The sequence below is a fragment of the Segatella copri DSM 18205 genome (assembly GCF_025151535.1).
GTDB classification, from domain to species: Bacteria; Bacteroidota; Bacteroidia; order Bacteroidales; family Bacteroidaceae; genus Prevotella; species Prevotella copri.
Genome location: NZ_CP102288.1, coordinates 710,398 through 726,051, shown reverse-complemented (window position 1 = coordinate 726,051; position 15,654 = coordinate 710,398). Strand labels below are relative to the sequence as shown.

General features: G+C 46.1%; 13 protein-coding genes. 6 read left to right on the top strand and 7 right to left on the bottom strand.

Annotation, left to right across the window (positions count from 1 at the left end; translation table 11 throughout):
- Window positions 1-102: 102 nt before the first annotated feature.
- From NQ544_RS02875 to NQ544_RS02865, 3 genes are read left to right on the top strand one after another with little or no spacing between them, the layout of a single operon-like run.
- The gene (locus tag NQ544_RS02875) at window positions 103-915 is read left to right on the top strand and encodes a glycogen/starch synthase (protein WP_006846912.1); all 813 of its coding nucleotides are present in this window, start codon (window positions 103-105) and stop codon (window positions 913-915) included.
- A gap of 35 nt (window positions 916-950) precedes the next feature.
- Window positions 951-2,444, top strand: coding sequence for a DUF4270 domain-containing protein (locus NQ544_RS02870; RefSeq protein WP_006846913.1), 1,494 nt, complete (start codon window positions 951-953; stop codon window positions 2,442-2,444).
- Window positions 2,445-2,479: 35 nt separating this feature from the next.
- Window positions 2,480-2,626 carry a hypothetical protein gene (locus tag NQ544_RS02865; RefSeq protein ID WP_006846914.1) on the top strand — a complete coding sequence of 49 codons (147 nt, stop codon included), beginning with the start codon at window positions 2,480-2,482 and terminating at the stop codon, window positions 2,624-2,626.
- 578 nt (window positions 2,627-3,204) lie between these two features.
- Here NQ544_RS02865 and NQ544_RS02860 read toward each other — a convergent pair.
- From NQ544_RS02860 to NQ544_RS02850, 3 genes are all read right to left on the bottom strand, one after another.
- Window positions 3,205-5,715 (bottom strand): ATP-dependent helicase, encoded by a 2,511-nt coding sequence (locus NQ544_RS02860; RefSeq protein WP_006846917.1) that lies wholly within the window; start codon window positions 5,713-5,715, stop codon window positions 3,205-3,207.
- Between the two features lie 75 nt (window positions 5,716-5,790).
- Window positions 5,791-6,525 carry a monofunctional biosynthetic peptidoglycan transglycosylase gene (mtgA, locus tag NQ544_RS02855; RefSeq protein ID WP_006846918.1) on the bottom strand — a complete coding sequence of 245 codons (735 nt, stop codon included), beginning with the start codon at window positions 6,523-6,525 and terminating at the stop codon, window positions 5,791-5,793.
- Between the two features lie 36 nt (window positions 6,526-6,561).
- Complete coding sequence (locus NQ544_RS02850; protein WP_040552641.1) at window positions 6,562-7,251, bottom strand: OmpA family protein; 690 nt, start codon at window positions 7,249-7,251, stop codon at window positions 6,562-6,564.
- Between the two features lie 288 nt (window positions 7,252-7,539).
- Here NQ544_RS02850 and proS point away from each other — a divergent pair, with 288 nt between their 5' ends.
- The 3 genes from proS to NQ544_RS02835 all read left to right on the top strand — a co-directional run bounded on the left by proS (window position 7,540) and on the right by NQ544_RS02835 (window position 10,132).
- Window positions 7,540-9,021 (top strand): proline--tRNA ligase, encoded by a 1,482-nt coding sequence (gene proS / locus NQ544_RS02845; protein WP_006846921.1) that lies wholly within the window; start codon window positions 7,540-7,542, stop codon window positions 9,019-9,021.
- Window positions 9,022-9,160: 139 nt separating this feature from the next.
- Window positions 9,161-9,583 (top strand): hypothetical protein, encoded by a 423-nt coding sequence (locus tag NQ544_RS02840; RefSeq protein WP_006846922.1) that lies wholly within the window; start codon window positions 9,161-9,163, stop codon window positions 9,581-9,583.
- A gap of 156 nt (window positions 9,584-9,739) precedes the next feature.
- On the top strand, window positions 9,740-10,132 hold the full coding sequence (locus tag NQ544_RS02835; protein ID WP_006846923.1) for a hypothetical protein: 393 nt from the start codon (window positions 9,740-9,742) through the stop codon (window positions 10,130-10,132).
- A 76-nt stretch (window positions 10,133-10,208) separates the two neighbouring features.
- Here NQ544_RS02835 and NQ544_RS02830 read toward each other — a convergent pair whose 3' ends face one another.
- From NQ544_RS02830 to NQ544_RS02815, 4 genes are all read right to left on the bottom strand, one after another.
- A complete protein-coding gene (locus tag NQ544_RS02830) occupies window positions 10,209-11,072 on the bottom strand; it encodes an AraC family transcriptional regulator (RefSeq protein WP_167529915.1) in 864 nt (287 codons plus the stop codon).
- A gap of 103 nt (window positions 11,073-11,175) precedes the next feature.
- The gene (locus tag NQ544_RS02825) at window positions 11,176-12,870 is read right to left on the bottom strand and encodes an MFS transporter (protein ID WP_006846925.1); all 1,695 of its coding nucleotides are present in this window, start codon (window positions 12,868-12,870) and stop codon (window positions 11,176-11,178) included.
- Between the two features lie 29 nt (window positions 12,871-12,899).
- Window positions 12,900-14,012: an HlyD family secretion protein gene (locus NQ544_RS02820; protein ID WP_006846926.1), complete on the bottom strand. Its 1,113-nt coding sequence runs from the start codon at window positions 14,010-14,012 to the stop codon at window positions 12,900-12,902.
- A gap of 98 nt (window positions 14,013-14,110) precedes the next feature.
- Window positions 14,111-15,439: a TolC family protein gene (locus tag NQ544_RS02815; RefSeq protein WP_006846927.1), complete on the bottom strand. Its 1,329-nt coding sequence runs from the start codon at window positions 15,437-15,439 to the stop codon at window positions 14,111-14,113.
- Between the last annotated feature and the right edge of the window lie 215 nt (window positions 15,440-15,654).

The following is a 15,654-nucleotide window of genomic DNA, read 5'->3' as shown; positions in this document are numbered from 1 at the left end:
CGAATTATTGCCGAAAATAATGAATTTCGGAGAAAAAATGCCCCTATTTGAAGTTTTTTTTGTACCTTTGCACGTAATTCGTAAGAATAAAATTTAAATTTTATGGCAAAAAAAGTATTATTTATCAATCAGGAGATCGACCCATACGTAGCCGAGTCTCACATGTCAATCATGGGACGCGAACTGCCTCAGAAGATGCAGGAAGCAGGTTTTGAGATCCGCACCTTCATGCCTAAGTGGGGCACCATCAACGAGCGTCGCGGACAATTGCACGAGGTCATTCGCCTGTCTGGTATGAACCTTATCATAGATGATACAGACCATCCGCTGATCATCAAGGTTGCATCTATACCAACAACACGACAGCAGATTTATTTCATCGATAATGACGACTATTTCAAGAGCCGCCAGATGGGTACCGATGAAAACGGAAAGGAATATGCCGACAACGGAGAAAGAGCTATCTTCTTCGCACGTGGCGTATTGGAAACCGTAAAGAAGCTCCGCTGGCAGCCTGATGTAATCGTCTGCCAGGGTTGGGCTAGCGCAGTAGTGCCTTTCTATGTAAAGACTGCCTATAGCGAAGAGCCTTCATTTGCAGAATCAAAGGTGATTACCGCTCTCTATACCAACGAACTCAAGGGTGAACTGGGTACCAACTTCAAACGTTGCGTTGCCTTCCGCGATGCCAAGTCTGAACTGCTCGACGGCTATCAGGACGACTTCAACTTCATTGAGCTCGGCAAACTCGCCATCGACTATAGCGACGGTGTGGTAGAAGGTGAAGAAGAAGCTAACAAGATTCTCTTTGATTATGCGAAGGAGAAGAACAAGCCTGTACTGGCTTATCCGGGAGAAGATATCCAGGAGCCATACGCAGACTTCATCAACAAGGTTTGTCCTGACGCAGAATAAAATTCCGACAACAGAGACACATACATACAAGGATAATGAAAATTTTAAGACTCTTAACAGTATTAGTAATAGCAGCGCTTACTTTCGCTGCATGTGATGATACCACCGAGGGAATCGGTGGTAGCATCACTAATAAGATAGACAACATTAACATTTCTGACTCAGCGTTCAATGTTACCACAAAGTCTATAGTAGCAGATTCCGTATTGAGCCGCAACAACACGGGGCTCATCGGAAAGATGAAAGACCCGGAAACCGGCAACTATGTAAAGGGCGACTACATGACCCAGTTGAGCGTATTGCCTACTTTCTCTGTAGATACACTCGATTACATCAAGCAGGCAAACAAAGGTTCTATCGAAGCAGACTCATGCTACCTCCTGGTTTCATACAACGCCAGCTATGGTGATACCATCGCCCCAATGAAGGTGACAGCCTATGAGATGACAAAGCCGATGGCAGAAGATCAGGAGTATTACTCTAATTATGATGCCTTCAAGGTCAAGGAAGGCTGGGTAAGCGAAAACAACCAGCACTGGAGCAGTAATTACAACTTGAGCAATACATCAGATGTCAAGAACTTCAAGATATACTTGAATAAGGAGTACAAGAAAGATGGCAAGACATACAAGAACTATGGTTCTTACATCATGCAAACATACGCCGAACATCCTGAGTACTTCAAGACCAACTACAAGTTCCTGCACAACGTCTGCCCTGGCTTCTATATCAAGAACGTAGGCGGTACGGGTAACATGGCTAAGATCTGGAATACAGAGCTTATCTTCTACTGGACCCGCCACAAGACCATCAAGGCTAAGGACGGCGTTACTGACAGTACTGCTGTAAGCATCGGATACAACCGTTTCGATGGTACAGAAGAGGTATTGCAGCTCAACAAGATTGAGAACGATACCGAGAACTTGAAGAAGTTGGCAAGTCAGGATCAGGAGAAATGTACTTATCTCAAGTCACCGGCAGGTATCTTCACCGAGGTTACCCTCCCTATCGAAGACATCATGAATGGTCATGAGAAGGATACGCTTAACACAGCTACCATCTCTTTCCCACGACTCAACAATGAAAACGAAGACAACCCATACAACTTTGCTACACCAAGCACCATCCTGATGGTTCAGAAAGATAGTTTGCAGTCGTTCTTCGAAAAGAGCAAGTTGGCTGACAATCGTACTTCTTATACGGCAAGCTACAGCAGTACCGGCACCTACAAGAATGCCTATACATTCCAGAATATCGCCAACCTGATTTCTGCCATGTATAAGAACAAGGGCAAGGGGGAAAACTGGAATAAAGTAGTGCTGGTTCCTGTAAACGTCATCACAACCACACAGGGATATACTACCGTCATCTCCAAGATTAATCACGATATGTCACTCGCTTCTACCCGACTCATCGTGGGTACGGATGATCCTGACAAGGATTATACCACAGACGAGAAGACTGGTAAGAAGGTGGCATCTGGTCCGATCCGAATCAAGGTGATTTACAGTAAGTTTAAAGAAGAATAAGCATTCATAACGCAAAGTAAAAAAGGAAACGAAACATGGCAGATAATTTTTTGGAGCGTCATCGCGAAGAATACGAAATACGCAAGGCTGCATGGCTCAAGAAAAAGAAACTATTCATGAAGTCAGGCAAGAAACAGAAGCCCCAGATACAGATGCCACGTCCTGAAGACGAAGCGTTATAAACACGAAAAAATATTCAGAATTCTGAGAAAGAGAGTGTGTCATAAAGCATTTGAATGTTTATGATACACCCTCTTAACTTTGCCGGTTAGTCCTTAAAAACCGCTGCATAAGTACAAAAAAAGCCATTTAATACAAAATAAAACAAAATTAATTTGGAGTTTACCCATTTTTTTATATCTTTGCATTGCAAATTAAAAGTATTTAATATTAAACGGACAAAAAGCAATAAAATAAAAATAATCAAGATATTTGCAGGATACAAGTTACTTGCAATATATGAGATACTTGGTTTATGTTTATAGATAATGGAGAAATTACTCTCATAAAGAATATGTTTTTAAGTTTAAACAAAAATGCTAAAGTTAGATGTTAGTAATTATAAGTCCCCGTAGTGACCGTGAGGCTACTGCGGGGACGCTTTTTCAATTTATAGTATATAGAAACAAAAAGGGCAAGACCAGAGATGGCCTCGCTCAATCTATTTTTATAACTCTTTATCTATATTATAAGATTCTACCTGTAAGAGAGAACTTCAAAACAGGATAAACCTTTAAATATAAACATCAGACTACTGAACTTAATCTACTAACGTAAACTTGGCATATTTCAGCAGAAGCTGTTTGGTGCCAGAATGAACGAACTCAACCGTAGCCTTCGTATTCTCACCAGTACCTTCAATCTTCAACACCGTTCCCCGTCCAAAACGTTGATGTTCAATCTTTATTCCCTCCTGCAAACCGCAAGAAGAACTGCCAGCAGATGAAGCTGTAGAAGAAGAAACTGATGCTGCAGAAGATCCTGTACCGCGAGAAGCAGGATGAGAAGAATGCGTCTCCATATAACGCTTCGCTGCATTCAGCGCTCTAACAGACTTGAAATTACCTTCAGAGAGAGATGAGCGTCCGGAAACAGACGAGCGTCCGGAAATACGTGAAGTCTCCGGTTCATCATCAAAGAGAGAAGGCTTAGGATCTGCCACAAACTGCGATGCTACCGGTTTGGAATTCTGATACCTGCTACTGTATCTAGGCTGCTCAGCATCCTCCCACGGTCTGCGAGGACGTTGCGCTCTCGCCCACTCCGGCTGGTCAGACATAGAGCCAAACAAGCTTCCACCAGCCTCATCCAGGCTATCAATCAACTTGCCGTCAATCTCATCGATAAACCGACTCGGATTATCAAACTCCATCTTGCCATATCGCCAGCGGTTCTTGGCGTTCGTCAGGATACAATGTTTCTCAGCTCGCGTAATGGCTACGTAAAGCAATCTCCGTTCCTCCTCCAGGTCTCGGAGCGAAGTTGCAGAAAGCGGACTCGGGAAGATATTCTCTTCCAAACCAACCACGAAAACCGTAGGAAACTCCAGACCCTTGGCAGCATGAACCGTCATCAGAGAAACACGAGGTTCATCCTTATCACCATCGCTGTCAGCATCGGTAAGCAGCGCCACATCCTGCAGATAATCCTGCAGGAAGAGTTCATCGAACTTACCCTCTTCACGCCGTTCCTCCACAAAAGCCGACATACCGCTCAAGAATTCCTCCAGGTTCTCCTGACGTGCCAGATCATCGGCATCCTTGCCCGACATGATATCCTGACTGATACCACTCTCCTTGATAATGGCATCACCCAATTCATAGACATCCGTGGTTTGAGCCCGTTCGATAAACGAAGAAATCAGCAATCTGAAGGTTTCCAGCTTGTTCATCGTACCCTTGTTAACCGCCAGTCCATACCGCTCAGGGGCACCGATCACCTCCCAGAAACTCACCTGGTTCTGATGGGCACAGTCAGCAATCTTCAGCACCGTAGTAGCACCGATTCCACGAGCCGGATAGTTGATGATACGCTTGATAGCCTCTTCATCATTCGGATTCGCTACCAGACGGAAATAAGCAATAATATCCTTAATTTCCTTGCGCTGGTAGAAACTCAGTCCGCCATAAATGCGATAAGGAATACCCTGCTTTCTGAACTCCTCCTCGAAGCTGCGACTCTGGGAATTGGTGCGGTATAGAATGGCAAAATCACTATACTGGCAGCCATCCTCGCGCCGGATACGCTTCACGTCCTTCGCCACAATCGCCGCCTCTTCCTTGTCGCTGTAAGCAGGCTTATACTGAATCTTCTCACCCTTCGCATTCTCGCTGAACACATCCTTAGGAATCTGGTTGCGGTTATGCTTGATCAGACTGTTAGCCGCCTCAACGATGGTCTGGGTAGAACGGTAATTCTGCTCCAGTTTGAAGAGACGCGTGCCCTGAAACTGGCGCTGAAAGTTGAGAATATTATCGATATTGGCACCACGGAAACTATAGATACTCTGCGAGTCATCACCCACGGCACAAACACGCTGCTTCTCCTGACAGAGTTGCATGACGATAGACATCTGAACGTGATTGGTATCCTGATACTCATCCACCAGAACATAATCGAAGCGGGCGGCATATTTGTGGCGAATATCCTCATGCTCCCTGAAGAGCTGATAGGTAAGCATCAGCAAATCATCGAAATCCATGGCATTGGCCTGCTTGCAGCGCTGCACGTAAGCCACGAAAATCTTACCAACCTCAGGCATCTGCGCACGCTTGTTCTGCTCGAAGATAGTCGCATCGCTCTCATAAGCCGCAGCACTCATCAGGTTGTTCTTCGCCATCGAAATCTTGGCATGAACGGCAGCAGGCTTATACTTCTTATCATCCAGCCCCATCTCCTTCACTATCGCCTTGATCAGCGAGCGCGAGTCACTTTCGTCATAAATGGTAAAGTTGTTGTTGAAGCCGATATGCTCAGCCTCCGCTCTCAGGATTCGGGAGAAGATGCTGTGGAAGGTACCCATATAGAGATGCTGGGCGAGATCATTTCCCACCAGTTTTCCGATACGTTCCTTCATCTCCCTAGCCGCCTTGTTGGTAAAGGTGAGCGCCATGATGCTCCAGGGTTTCATGCCCTGGCTCAGGAGATAAGCTATTTTATAAGTAAGCACACGCGTCTTACCCGAACCTGCACCGGCTATCACCAGCGAAGGTCCGTCAATATATTCTACCGCAGCACGCTGCGCTTCGTTCAAGTCGTTCAGTAAATCCATGAATCAATATTTGAGGCAAAAAACTATTTTAAGGTCACCCCTATCAACTATAAACTATAAACTATCAACTAAGTATTACTTCACCCTATATCCTCCCACAGCCGTGCCCGGGTCGAAATCTTCGCCCTCACGAGGGAAGGTAGGGATAAATCTCATCTGATGTTCTATCTGTCGCTGGCGCTTCTTCATATAAGCGCTAGGATGCAGCGAACTGAATTTGCGCGGATTAGGAAGTGTAGCTGCTATCAGCGCACACTCGCCACGAAACAGATCTTTCGCTTTCTTGTCGAAATGATATTCTGCAACCGCATCCACACCATATATACCCGGTCCCATCTCTATGCTGTTGAGATAAACCTCCATGATGCGCTGCTTGCTCCACATCATTTCGATGAGGAAGGTAAAGTAGACTTCAAATCCCTTGCGGGTCCATGAACGGCCAGGCCACAGGAAGACATTCTTAGCAGTCTGCTGACTGATGGTACTGGCTCCATGCACCTTTCCACCACGTGCATTATTCTTCGCCGCACTCTCGATGGCATTGAAGTCGAAACCGTGATGCTTCAGGAATCTCGCATCTTCGCTCGCCATTACCGCCACTGGCATGTGAGGCGAAATCTTATCCATCGAAATCCAATGATGATGCAGGGTAATACTCTCTCCATCAGCTACTTGCTGGAAGCATCGGATAAACATCAGAGGAGTGACATACACAGGAATGAACCTATATGCCACTACAGCAAGAATGGTGGTACTGAAAAACAGCACCACCACCCATTTTACTATATTCTTGATTTTCTTCAAAATCATCTATTTAGTTTTTCCCTTCCGGGATCATGAAAGTTATTACTTCAATGTACCGTTGTTGGCTGCGTTAACCATAGCCTGGCTAGCATACATATAAACCTCTACACGACGGTTCTGGGCACAAGCAGCAGTAGTATTCACTACAGGGTTAGCAGAACCAAAACCCTGAACATTCTTTACCTGACGGCTGGTAACACCGCAAGAAGCGAGATAGTTGTAAACTGCCTCAGCACGCTTCTGGCTCAAAGGCAAGTTGATACCGTCATTACCTGTAGCATCAGTATAACCCTGGATAGAAACCTCGCAGTCGGTATTGTTCTTCAATACACCGGCAAACTGAGCCAAATCAGTCTTTGCGCTGCTGCTGAGAGTAGAACCGTTAGTTGGGAAGAGGATACCAGAAGCAAATGTTACCTTAACGGCAGACAAGCCATTGGCATCTGTTACAGTCTCAACCTGTGCATTCTTCACCTGTTCAGCCTCAGCCTTCACTTTATCCATGTGCTTTCCGATGAGGTTACCAGCACCGCCACCAACAGCTGCACCGATAGCAGCACCTACGAGAGCACCTGTACCACGATGGCTATTGTTGAGCAATCCACCAACGATAGCACCCAGGGCTGCACCAGAACCGGCACCTACAGCTGTACCTGTCTTCTGATTGGTTCCACAACTTGAGAAAAGCAAGCACAAAGAGAGGCCTGCAACTGCAAAATTAGTCTTTTTCATTTTAAAATCTCCTATATTTATGTTATTTAATTGCAAAGATAACTCTTTTTTCTCCATAATGGAGAGTTTTCTAATATTTTTTTGTATTTTTGCATGCAAATTTAAGGGTATTTGTCGAAATAGAGCTAGGAAATCACCTATTTGGGGGTGGAAAATCCCTAAAAGTAGGATTTCAGAAATCTGCAGACAGATGAACTGCCGTCAGCAGATGATGAAGGGGCTCATGTTTATACCTTAATATATAAATAACAGAAGAAATAAAAAACAAAATAAATAGAATAAAGCAATATGGCTAAAGAACTCAAGAATTTAACCAAGCGCGCTGACAACTACAGTCAGTGGTACAATGATTTGGTAGTAAAGGCTGATCTCGCTGAGTTGTCACCAGTTCGTGGTTGTATGATTATCAAACCATACGGTTACGCTATCTGGGAGAAGATGCAGCAGCAGCTCGACAAGATGTTTAAGCAGACAGGTGTACAGAACGCATACTTCCCTCTCCTCATCCCGAAGAGTTTCTTCTCTCGTGAGGCTGAGCACGTGGCAGGTTTCGCCAAGGAGTGTGCCGTAGTTACCCACTACCGCCTCCGTTCTACAGAGGATGGAAAAGAGGTTGAGGTTGATCCTAACGCAAAGCTCGATGAGGAGCTCATCATCCGTCCTACTTCTGAGACCATCATCTGGAACACCTATAAGAACTGGATCCATTCATGGCGTGATCTCCCTATCCTCTGCAACCAGTGGTGCAACGTAATGCGTTGGGAGATGCGTACCCGTCCGTTCCTCCGTACTTCTGAGTTCCTCTGGCAGGAGGGTCATACCGCTCATGCCACTAAGGAAGAGGCTGAGGCAAAGGCTCAGGAGATGCTCAAGGTTTACGCTGAGTTTGCAGAGAACTACATGGGTGTTCCTGTATTGCAGGGTGTGAAGAGTGAGACTGAGCGTTTCGCAGGTGCTCTCAACACCTATACCATCGAGGCAATGATGCAGGATGGCAAGGCTCTCCAGAGCGGTACTTCTCACTTCCTGGGTCAGAACTTCGCCAAGAGTTTCGACGTAACATACTTGAACAAGGAGAACAAGCCTGAGTATGTATGGGCTACTTCATGGGGTGTTTCTACCCGACTGATGGGTGCCCTCATCATGGTTCACAGCGATGACAACGGTCTCGTATTGCCTCCAAAGCTGGCTCCTATCCAGGTGGTTATCGTTCCTATCAACAAGGGCGACGAGCAGTTGGCTCAGATTACTGCTAAGTTGCAGCCTGTCATCGACCAGCTCCGCGAGTTGGGCATCACCGTGAAGTATGATGACAACCCTGCCAAGCGTCCTGGCTTCAAGTTCGCTGACTATGAGTTGAAGGGTGTTCCTGTTCGTCTGGCTATGGGTGGCCGTGACTTGGAGAACAACACCATCGAAATCATGCGCCGTGATACCTTGGAGAAGGAGAACGTAAGCTTCGACGGCATCGTTGAGCTCGTAAAGAATATGTTGGAAGACATCCAGAAGAATATCTTCGAGAAGGCTCGTGCTTACCGTGATGCTCACGTTTATGAGTGCGACAACTACGAGGAGTTCAAGGAGCGTGTGAAGGACGGTGGTTTCTTCCTCTGCCATTGGGACGGTACAGCCGAGACCGAGGCTAAGATTAAGGAGGAGACTCAGGCTACCATCCGCTGCGTGCCTTTCGCTTACGAGCAGACTCCAGGGGTAGATATGGTAAGCGGCAAGCCAGCCGTAGCCCGTGTCATCATCGCAAGAAGCTATTAATTAAACGGGAAGTTAAGGAGTTAAGGAGTTTAGACGTATGTCACTTCGCCCAAAAACAGGCTAAAAAGACTATTGTCTTAACTCCTCAGCGACCGTAGGGAGCGATAACTTCTTTAACTCCTTTAACTACATATCAAATATGAGGCAGTTGATACTATACATCCTTTTTCTGGTGTCCATGGTCTTCTCAGGCTATGGAGAGGTATCTGCTGCCTCTATTTCTTTTACCCCCGAGGATTCTTATACCGAAGATGCAAGCCATAAGAAAGATGGTTTGGCGAAGGTTGAGCATGACAAGAGCCAGCCTGAGGCACAGCTTGAAAACGCCTCACAACTTGCTTACCGCATCTGTAGCAGCCGTCCGCAGCGCTTATTGCCAAGTGGCAACATGCACAACAGTCAGACTGCCAGTAGATTGCTTACAAATAGAATCCGTTATTTATCATCCCTTTTATCAGCTATAGAAGGTGGCATGGAGCCTTTCCGACAGGAAACTGCCCCAATCCACTTTGATGTCGCCAGCAAGTATTATGTCATTTGCCTGCGACATCTGCTCTGTTAGTGCTTATTCTTTTCTCTTTTTAAAATTTCATATAGGTTTATCGCATCTTTCCTAAGAATTGCGATAAGACTGGTTACACCCCTATTCAAAACAAAAAACAGTTCAATATATATTATTTTTCAAGAATTAAGAATAAGCAAATAACAGTATAAAATTATGGCAAAGATTAATCATTTAGAGATGGGTGCTGATGTTTTGGCACTCCAGGATGTACAGGTAAAGAAAGGTTTCATGGGTTTGACTGTCAAGCTCATCTATCAACCTACCAACAGTGTGATTAAGATAAAAGAGAAAGAATATTCTACAGAGGATGGAAGAAAGCTTGAGAACATCCTCAGAGCAGCCCCAAAGGATGTAGAAACAGCGATCAGCAAATTCCCTGTTTCTTCCATCAGCATGGGTAATATGAAGTTACAGGCTTGCATCTCTGACGACCACCAGTTTGTTGCCACACAGCTCCTTGCCTTCAAGGATTTCGGTTACAAGCCGGTTACAGAGATGAAGACCTATACAGGAAAGACAGCCGAGGCTTTCGCTCAGTTGTTTTAGTTATATCACAGTTTCGGGACAGGGGACAGAACAAATCCTCTGTCCCTTTTTATTTTATAGGTATAGGATGAAATCTTTATTTGAAAGAAGGCGGTTCATTCCCCTCTTCCCAATTACGGTAATGCTTAGGCGACAGACCGGTATGTTTCTTGAAGAAGGTTCCGAAGGCTGAAGCATTAGGAAAACTGAGTTCATTGGCTATCTGCTGTATCGTCTTCGTGGTGCTCTTCATCAGATAGATACTGCGACGGATCATCGCCTTGAAAAGCAACTGCTGGACCGTCTGACCGCAAACCGACTTGACCAGTACCGACAGATATTTCGGTGTAAGACAGAGTTCGTCTGCATAGAAAGCCACACTGCGCTCACGCATATAGTTCTTCTCTATCAGCAGCACCAGCGACTCAAAGATGGCAATCTTCCGTTCCATCTCCTTGCCGGCAGCCTTGAACGATGCCGAGAAGATGCTGCACAAACGGTACGTAACAGCCATCAGCAACAGTTTCTGCTCATGCACACAATAGGCATCCAGTTCACCACTCTTCTCTTTTTCCAGCTCCAGTTTCCTCAGCATCATGGCATAAGAAGTAAGCATATCCTCATAGCCCGTCGTCTTGACATGGCAGGGTTTGGGATAAATCGTAGCATAAAGACGCATGGTAACCACAGTATTGCCCAACATGTGACGAATCTGTTCAGCACGGTAAAAAAGAAGGGTATATTTAAGGTTCTTGCCCGTTTCCTGCACATGAAACATCACTCCTTTGGTGAGGAAAACTGTCTCACCCACAGATGCAACAAAGGATGTTCCGTCTACGCAGAAACGGAACATCCCCTGATGACAGATTACGATTCCGACATAGTCGGAGTAGAAAGGCTGCATCAACAGCTGAGGAAACTCATGAGCCTCGTATATGATGATATTATCTGTTATTTTCATGATGAATATGGGTCTGTTATCTTCAGATTTAACTGCGAAGATAACAAAAATATCCATTCATCAGATGAGCACCCTGTATCTTTTATGATATTTTAGCACTCCCCTACCTTCTTCCCAGGGATTTCACATCTACATTCTTCAGCAGATACTCACGCGTCAGTTCCCCGATATTGCGCTTGCGCCAAGGGAGAACGAGCATCAGTCCGGCACACAGCAGACAGCCGTAGAAGGTCCAGCCTGCCATCTCCTTGATACTCACCAGCGTGGCCTGTACCTGTACCTTTCCCTTCGTACTCATGGCAGCCATATTCTGCGCCTCGGTTACACTCTTGCCCTGATATTGCATGCCTCTCACCGTCTGGTCGTAAGTCTTCGCCGTCTCGATGTTCGTGCGGTCGTAATCCTGGGCAAAGCGGGTTACATAATACTGCTGTCTGTGCTGCAACACATTGGTATAGAGCGCAGAGCCGATGCAAGGGGCAATGACCATACGAACGGTAAGCATGATGCAAACCCAGGTTGACATGAAGCGGTAAGGCATGCGCTGGTTGGCTATCGTGGAGATGAGCGAATAGAGCAGCATCATTCCCGTAGAACGGATGATGATAGGCCATTTCATACGCTCATACATGCCGTCGTTCTGTACCTCGAAATACATGTACAGCGCATAGGCTCCGATAAAGAGGAAGCCCAGACAGTACATCCACTTCAGGTGAACATTCTTGGCTCGGGCGATGACGGCGAATATCAGTCCCACGGTGTAGCCCACCATCACCCAGTTGCCTAGCGTGGCGTTCTGCCAGTTATCTATCTTCATGCTCACATTGGTGAACACGTTGACAAACATGGCACTCGAATTGCAGACCATCATCAGGAAGAAGAGCAGGATGCCGTAGTTGATGACCCTGAGCTGGAACACCTCCATGATGAAATAAGGTGAACGCCTCGTCTTCTCCAGATAGATGAACAGAGCGGTAAAGATAAGACAGACCACCGAAGAGAAACGGATGGTAGGATCATCAAACCAGTCGAGCGTCTTACCGAATACCATGACATAAGCAAACGAACAGAGCATGATACTGAACACCGTAACATTGCCAAACTTCGACATCGTTATCGGGAACTTAGGCATCGGATACTTATGATAAGGCATGGTGAAGAACACGATAATGATGCCTGCCAGCATGAATGCCATCATGAAATGATAAACATACTGCCACTCATAGGCATAGGCAAGCCATGCCGTTAGCCAGGTTCCCAACTGTCCGATAATCATGAAGAAGAGATAGATGACCGGCTGCGACACCATCTTCTCCGAATCTGCCGCATCCCATGCTTCCTCGGTAGTAGGCTCGCATCCCGGCGTGAGATTCCTCGTAGCCTCTATTCCGAAACCATATCTGATGAGCACGAAGAGATGCGCCATCAGCAGCGTCTGGCGGACAAAACCCATCAGCAGACTGCACAGTCCGAGTATAAACAGCGAGTCGGTCTGGGCACACACGAAACTGAGGATAAAGAGAATGGAGAAGCCCACGATACACATCATCTTCTCTCTACGGATGCACACCAGTTCATAGAAGAACGGCGAGAAAGCCGCCATTCCTATCGAGGTGCAGAAGCCCGCAAAGGCGATGTATTCCGACTGGATGCCGAGCCCGCTCATCATCTCGCCGCTGTTGGCAGAATAGACGCCACTCATCGTAATCATCGGCACGAAGAGGATGATCATGAAGATGATGCCGAGCGGTTTGGGCACCCAATCATAAAACGGATAATTCTTATATTCTTCTTCCATATATTACTTCATTTCCATCTAGCTGTTTTTTACTTTCTCTCAGCCTTGACAACCACCATCATGCCGGCAGCAAGATGCTCATTATCCTCTTTGCTAAGGTTGTTGAAATCGATTCTTACAGGCACACGCTGCTGAATCTTGACAAAGTTGCCAGCCGAATTGTCTGTAGGTACCAGCGAATATTTCGAACCGGTAGCACCAGAAATGGCGGTCACCGTACCCTCAAACTCCTTGTTACTGATGGCATCTACGGTCATACGCACCTTCTGTCCAACATAGAGATTCTCTATCTGGGTTTCCTTATAGTTGGCAATCACCCATTTGTTATTAGTTGGAATGATGTAGGTAATGGTGGTTCCTGCATTTACCATCTGTCCCTCCTCGATAGAGCGGCGACCCAGTTTACCGTCGCAAGGGGCCACAACCACACAGTAAGAGAGGTTCAGCTTTGCCATCTCTACGGCAGCCTCGGCACGTTCGATGGAGGCAGCCACATTCTGCTTGCGGGTAGTTACCTCGTTTACGCCCTTATAGGCAGCAGCCTGCTGCTTCTTTACCCCTTCGAGTTTCTTCCTGGTAGCAGCATATTCCACCTCCAGCTGTTCGAGCTGGATAGGAGTAGCCGCCTTCTTTTCTACCAGGTTGCGATAACGTTCGCAGTCCTTGGCAAGTTTGGCAAGTCGTACATTTATTTCATCGATGGATGCCTGATAGATAGAAGCTGAAGTCTCGGTGGTCTGCTCTGTAGCGTTGATGACATTGGCTCCTGCCTTGGCATCCTTGAGGGCTGCTTCAGCCTCCATCAGACGGATACGATACTCACGGTCGTCGAGCACAAGGAGGGTATCTCCCTTGTGTACTTCCTGATGTTCTCTGAAGCATACCTTGGCGATATAGCCGGATGCACGGAGATTAACCGGTGAGATATATTGCTCTATCTGAGCATCATTGCTCGTTTCGTTAGAGTTATAATCGAGGAAGAGGCATACGATTTTCCAGAGTCCGAAAGCCAGAATAGCAATACCTATCAGACTGGCAACAATCTGTCTTACGCGCTGCTTCTTCAGTTTTTTCATGGTTTCTTCGTGAGATACCTGTGTAGCCTCTGCTGTTTCTACATTTTTATTTTCGTTCTGTTCCATAGTTATATTGTAATTTGGAATCAGGGAATATGAAGTAAACTTTTTTATGTCCCGTTTTCCTGTTTATATTTTATTTTTTAATGATTTATTCTTCTCCGTTATTTAGCAACCGAAATCTGGTTGAGCTGTCCAGTCAACTTGAGCAGCGAGAGATTGGCAACCTTATAGCTATAGTAGGCTGTGAGATAATTGTTCATCGCCTCGCTCATACGCATCTCGTCCTGCAGCACCGCTGTCATCGAAGCCACACCCTCCTTATACTGGTCGGCTGTTACGTTGTAAACATCCTGCGCCATGGTATAATTATCAAACTGTTTCTTGTAGTTGCGCTGACTGTTGTTCACCTCGCTCACCGCATTCATATAGTTTGCCTGCAGTCCCTTCAGGGCGTCCTCGTAACCGATGCGTGCATTCTCCTCCTCTATCTTCGCCTTTCTGATTTTAGAACGCTTTTCAAAACCATCGAATACAGGCACTCGCAGCTGGATGCCCAGACCGTTGGAACCATACCAGTGGTTTGACTCGCCCGAATGAATCCAGTGATCTATCCTATCGGTAAAGGCAGAATACATCAGGTTTCCGGTCAGCGAGAGCGATGGCAGATAGCCGTCCTTGGCTAGTTTGGTCTGCTTTTGGGTGAGCAGTTTCTTCTGTTCCAGCAACTGGAGTTCGTAGAGTCCCGTATCCAGTCCGTCAGCCTTCACCATCTCAATCTTTCCCGGATCTACGGCTGTCACCTTCATCTCCTTCTCGGCAGGATAATCTATCACATACTTGAGCATGGTATACTGCTGTTCGAGCATGGCGATGGCGTTATCGCGCTGCACGGTGAGGTTCTCGATATTGAGATTCACTCGCTTCAGATCTACCTCCAGACTCATCTGGTTATCATAGAAAGCCTGGGTGATGTTTCTGAGTTCTACCAGTCGCTTGATGTTGTCATTCGTCAGACGAATCTGCTCAGATATGTTCTGCGCCATGTAATACATCTTGGCAGTCTGCACGATGAGGTCTTCACGCGCCTTCTCATAAGAGAGTTGGTTGAGTTTATCGGCAATCTTGGTAATGTCGATGGCGGTAAGAATCATCTGGTTATACAGTGGCATCTGCAATTGTACACCCGCCGATGCATTATACTGCAACGTCTTGGTTACATTATAAGGCTTGCCGTAAGCCGAGCCGTCGGTAACCGAAACTGGCGGCGTAAAGTTGTCGTTGAGCTGTGCCACCGCATTAATCTGCGGATAGAGTTTAGCCTGATTTTCGCTGATAGCGTACTTTCCCTTAGCTATTTCGTTTCGGCTGCTCTGGAGCGACAGGTTGTTATCCACTGCCATCTGCAGGCACTGGCTGAGCGTAAGCGTCTCCTGTGCGCCAAGTGTATGGAAAGCTCCGAGCGCGAAACATAAGATGATTATTTTCTTCATTTCTTCTTAATGATTTCTATTTTAATGATTTTTATTGATTTACGTTTCATTTATTATCTGGGTGCAAAGATACGGCTTTTCGGTGATAAATGACTATTCACATCTTATCATAATATGTTCAAAATTTCCGAAAATAACAATAAAAATAGGTCTAGTTACACTGCGCTAAGCGGGGTCGCTAGACCTATCTTCTAATCTATCAAGAACTTATATTC

Excerpts from the sequence above, each read along its gene's own strand:
- NQ544_RS02875 (WP_006846912.1), top strand. The coding sequence starts at position 103 with ATGGCAAAAAAAGTATTATTTATCAATCAGGAGATCGACCCATACGTA.
- NQ544_RS02870 (WP_006846913.1), top strand. The coding sequence starts at position 951 with ATGAAAATTTTAAGACTCTTAACAGTATTAGTAATAGCAGCGCTTACT.
- NQ544_RS02865 (WP_006846914.1), top strand. The coding sequence starts at position 2,480 with ATGGCAGATAATTTTTTGGAGCGTCATCGCGAAGAATACGAAATACGC.
- NQ544_RS02860 (WP_006846917.1), bottom strand. The coding sequence starts at position 5,715 with ATGGATTTACTGAACGACTTGAACGAAGCGCAGCGTGCTGCGGTAGAA.
- mtgA (WP_006846918.1), bottom strand. The coding sequence starts at position 6,525 with ATGATTTTGAAGAAAATCAAGAATATAGTAAAATGGGTGGTGGTGCTG.
- NQ544_RS02850 (WP_040552641.1), bottom strand. The coding sequence starts at position 7,251 with ATGAAAAAGACTAATTTTGCAGTTGCAGGCCTCTCTTTGTGCTTGCTT.
- proS (WP_006846921.1), top strand. The coding sequence starts at position 7,540 with ATGGCTAAAGAACTCAAGAATTTAACCAAGCGCGCTGACAACTACAGT.
- NQ544_RS02840 (WP_006846922.1), top strand. The coding sequence starts at position 9,161 with ATGAGGCAGTTGATACTATACATCCTTTTTCTGGTGTCCATGGTCTTC.
- NQ544_RS02835 (WP_006846923.1), top strand. The coding sequence starts at position 9,740 with ATGGCAAAGATTAATCATTTAGAGATGGGTGCTGATGTTTTGGCACTC.
- NQ544_RS02830 (WP_167529915.1), bottom strand. The coding sequence starts at position 11,072 with ATGAAAATAACAGATAATATCATCATATACGAGGCTCATGAGTTTCCT.
- NQ544_RS02825 (WP_006846925.1), bottom strand. The coding sequence starts at position 12,870 with ATGGAAGAAGAATATAAGAATTATCCGTTTTATGATTGGGTGCCCAAA.
- NQ544_RS02820 (WP_006846926.1), bottom strand. The coding sequence starts at position 14,012 with ATGGAACAGAACGAAAATAAAAATGTAGAAACAGCAGAGGCTACACAG.
- NQ544_RS02815 (WP_006846927.1), bottom strand. The coding sequence starts at position 15,439 with ATGAAGAAAATAATCATCTTATGTTTCGCGCTCGGAGCTTTCCATACA.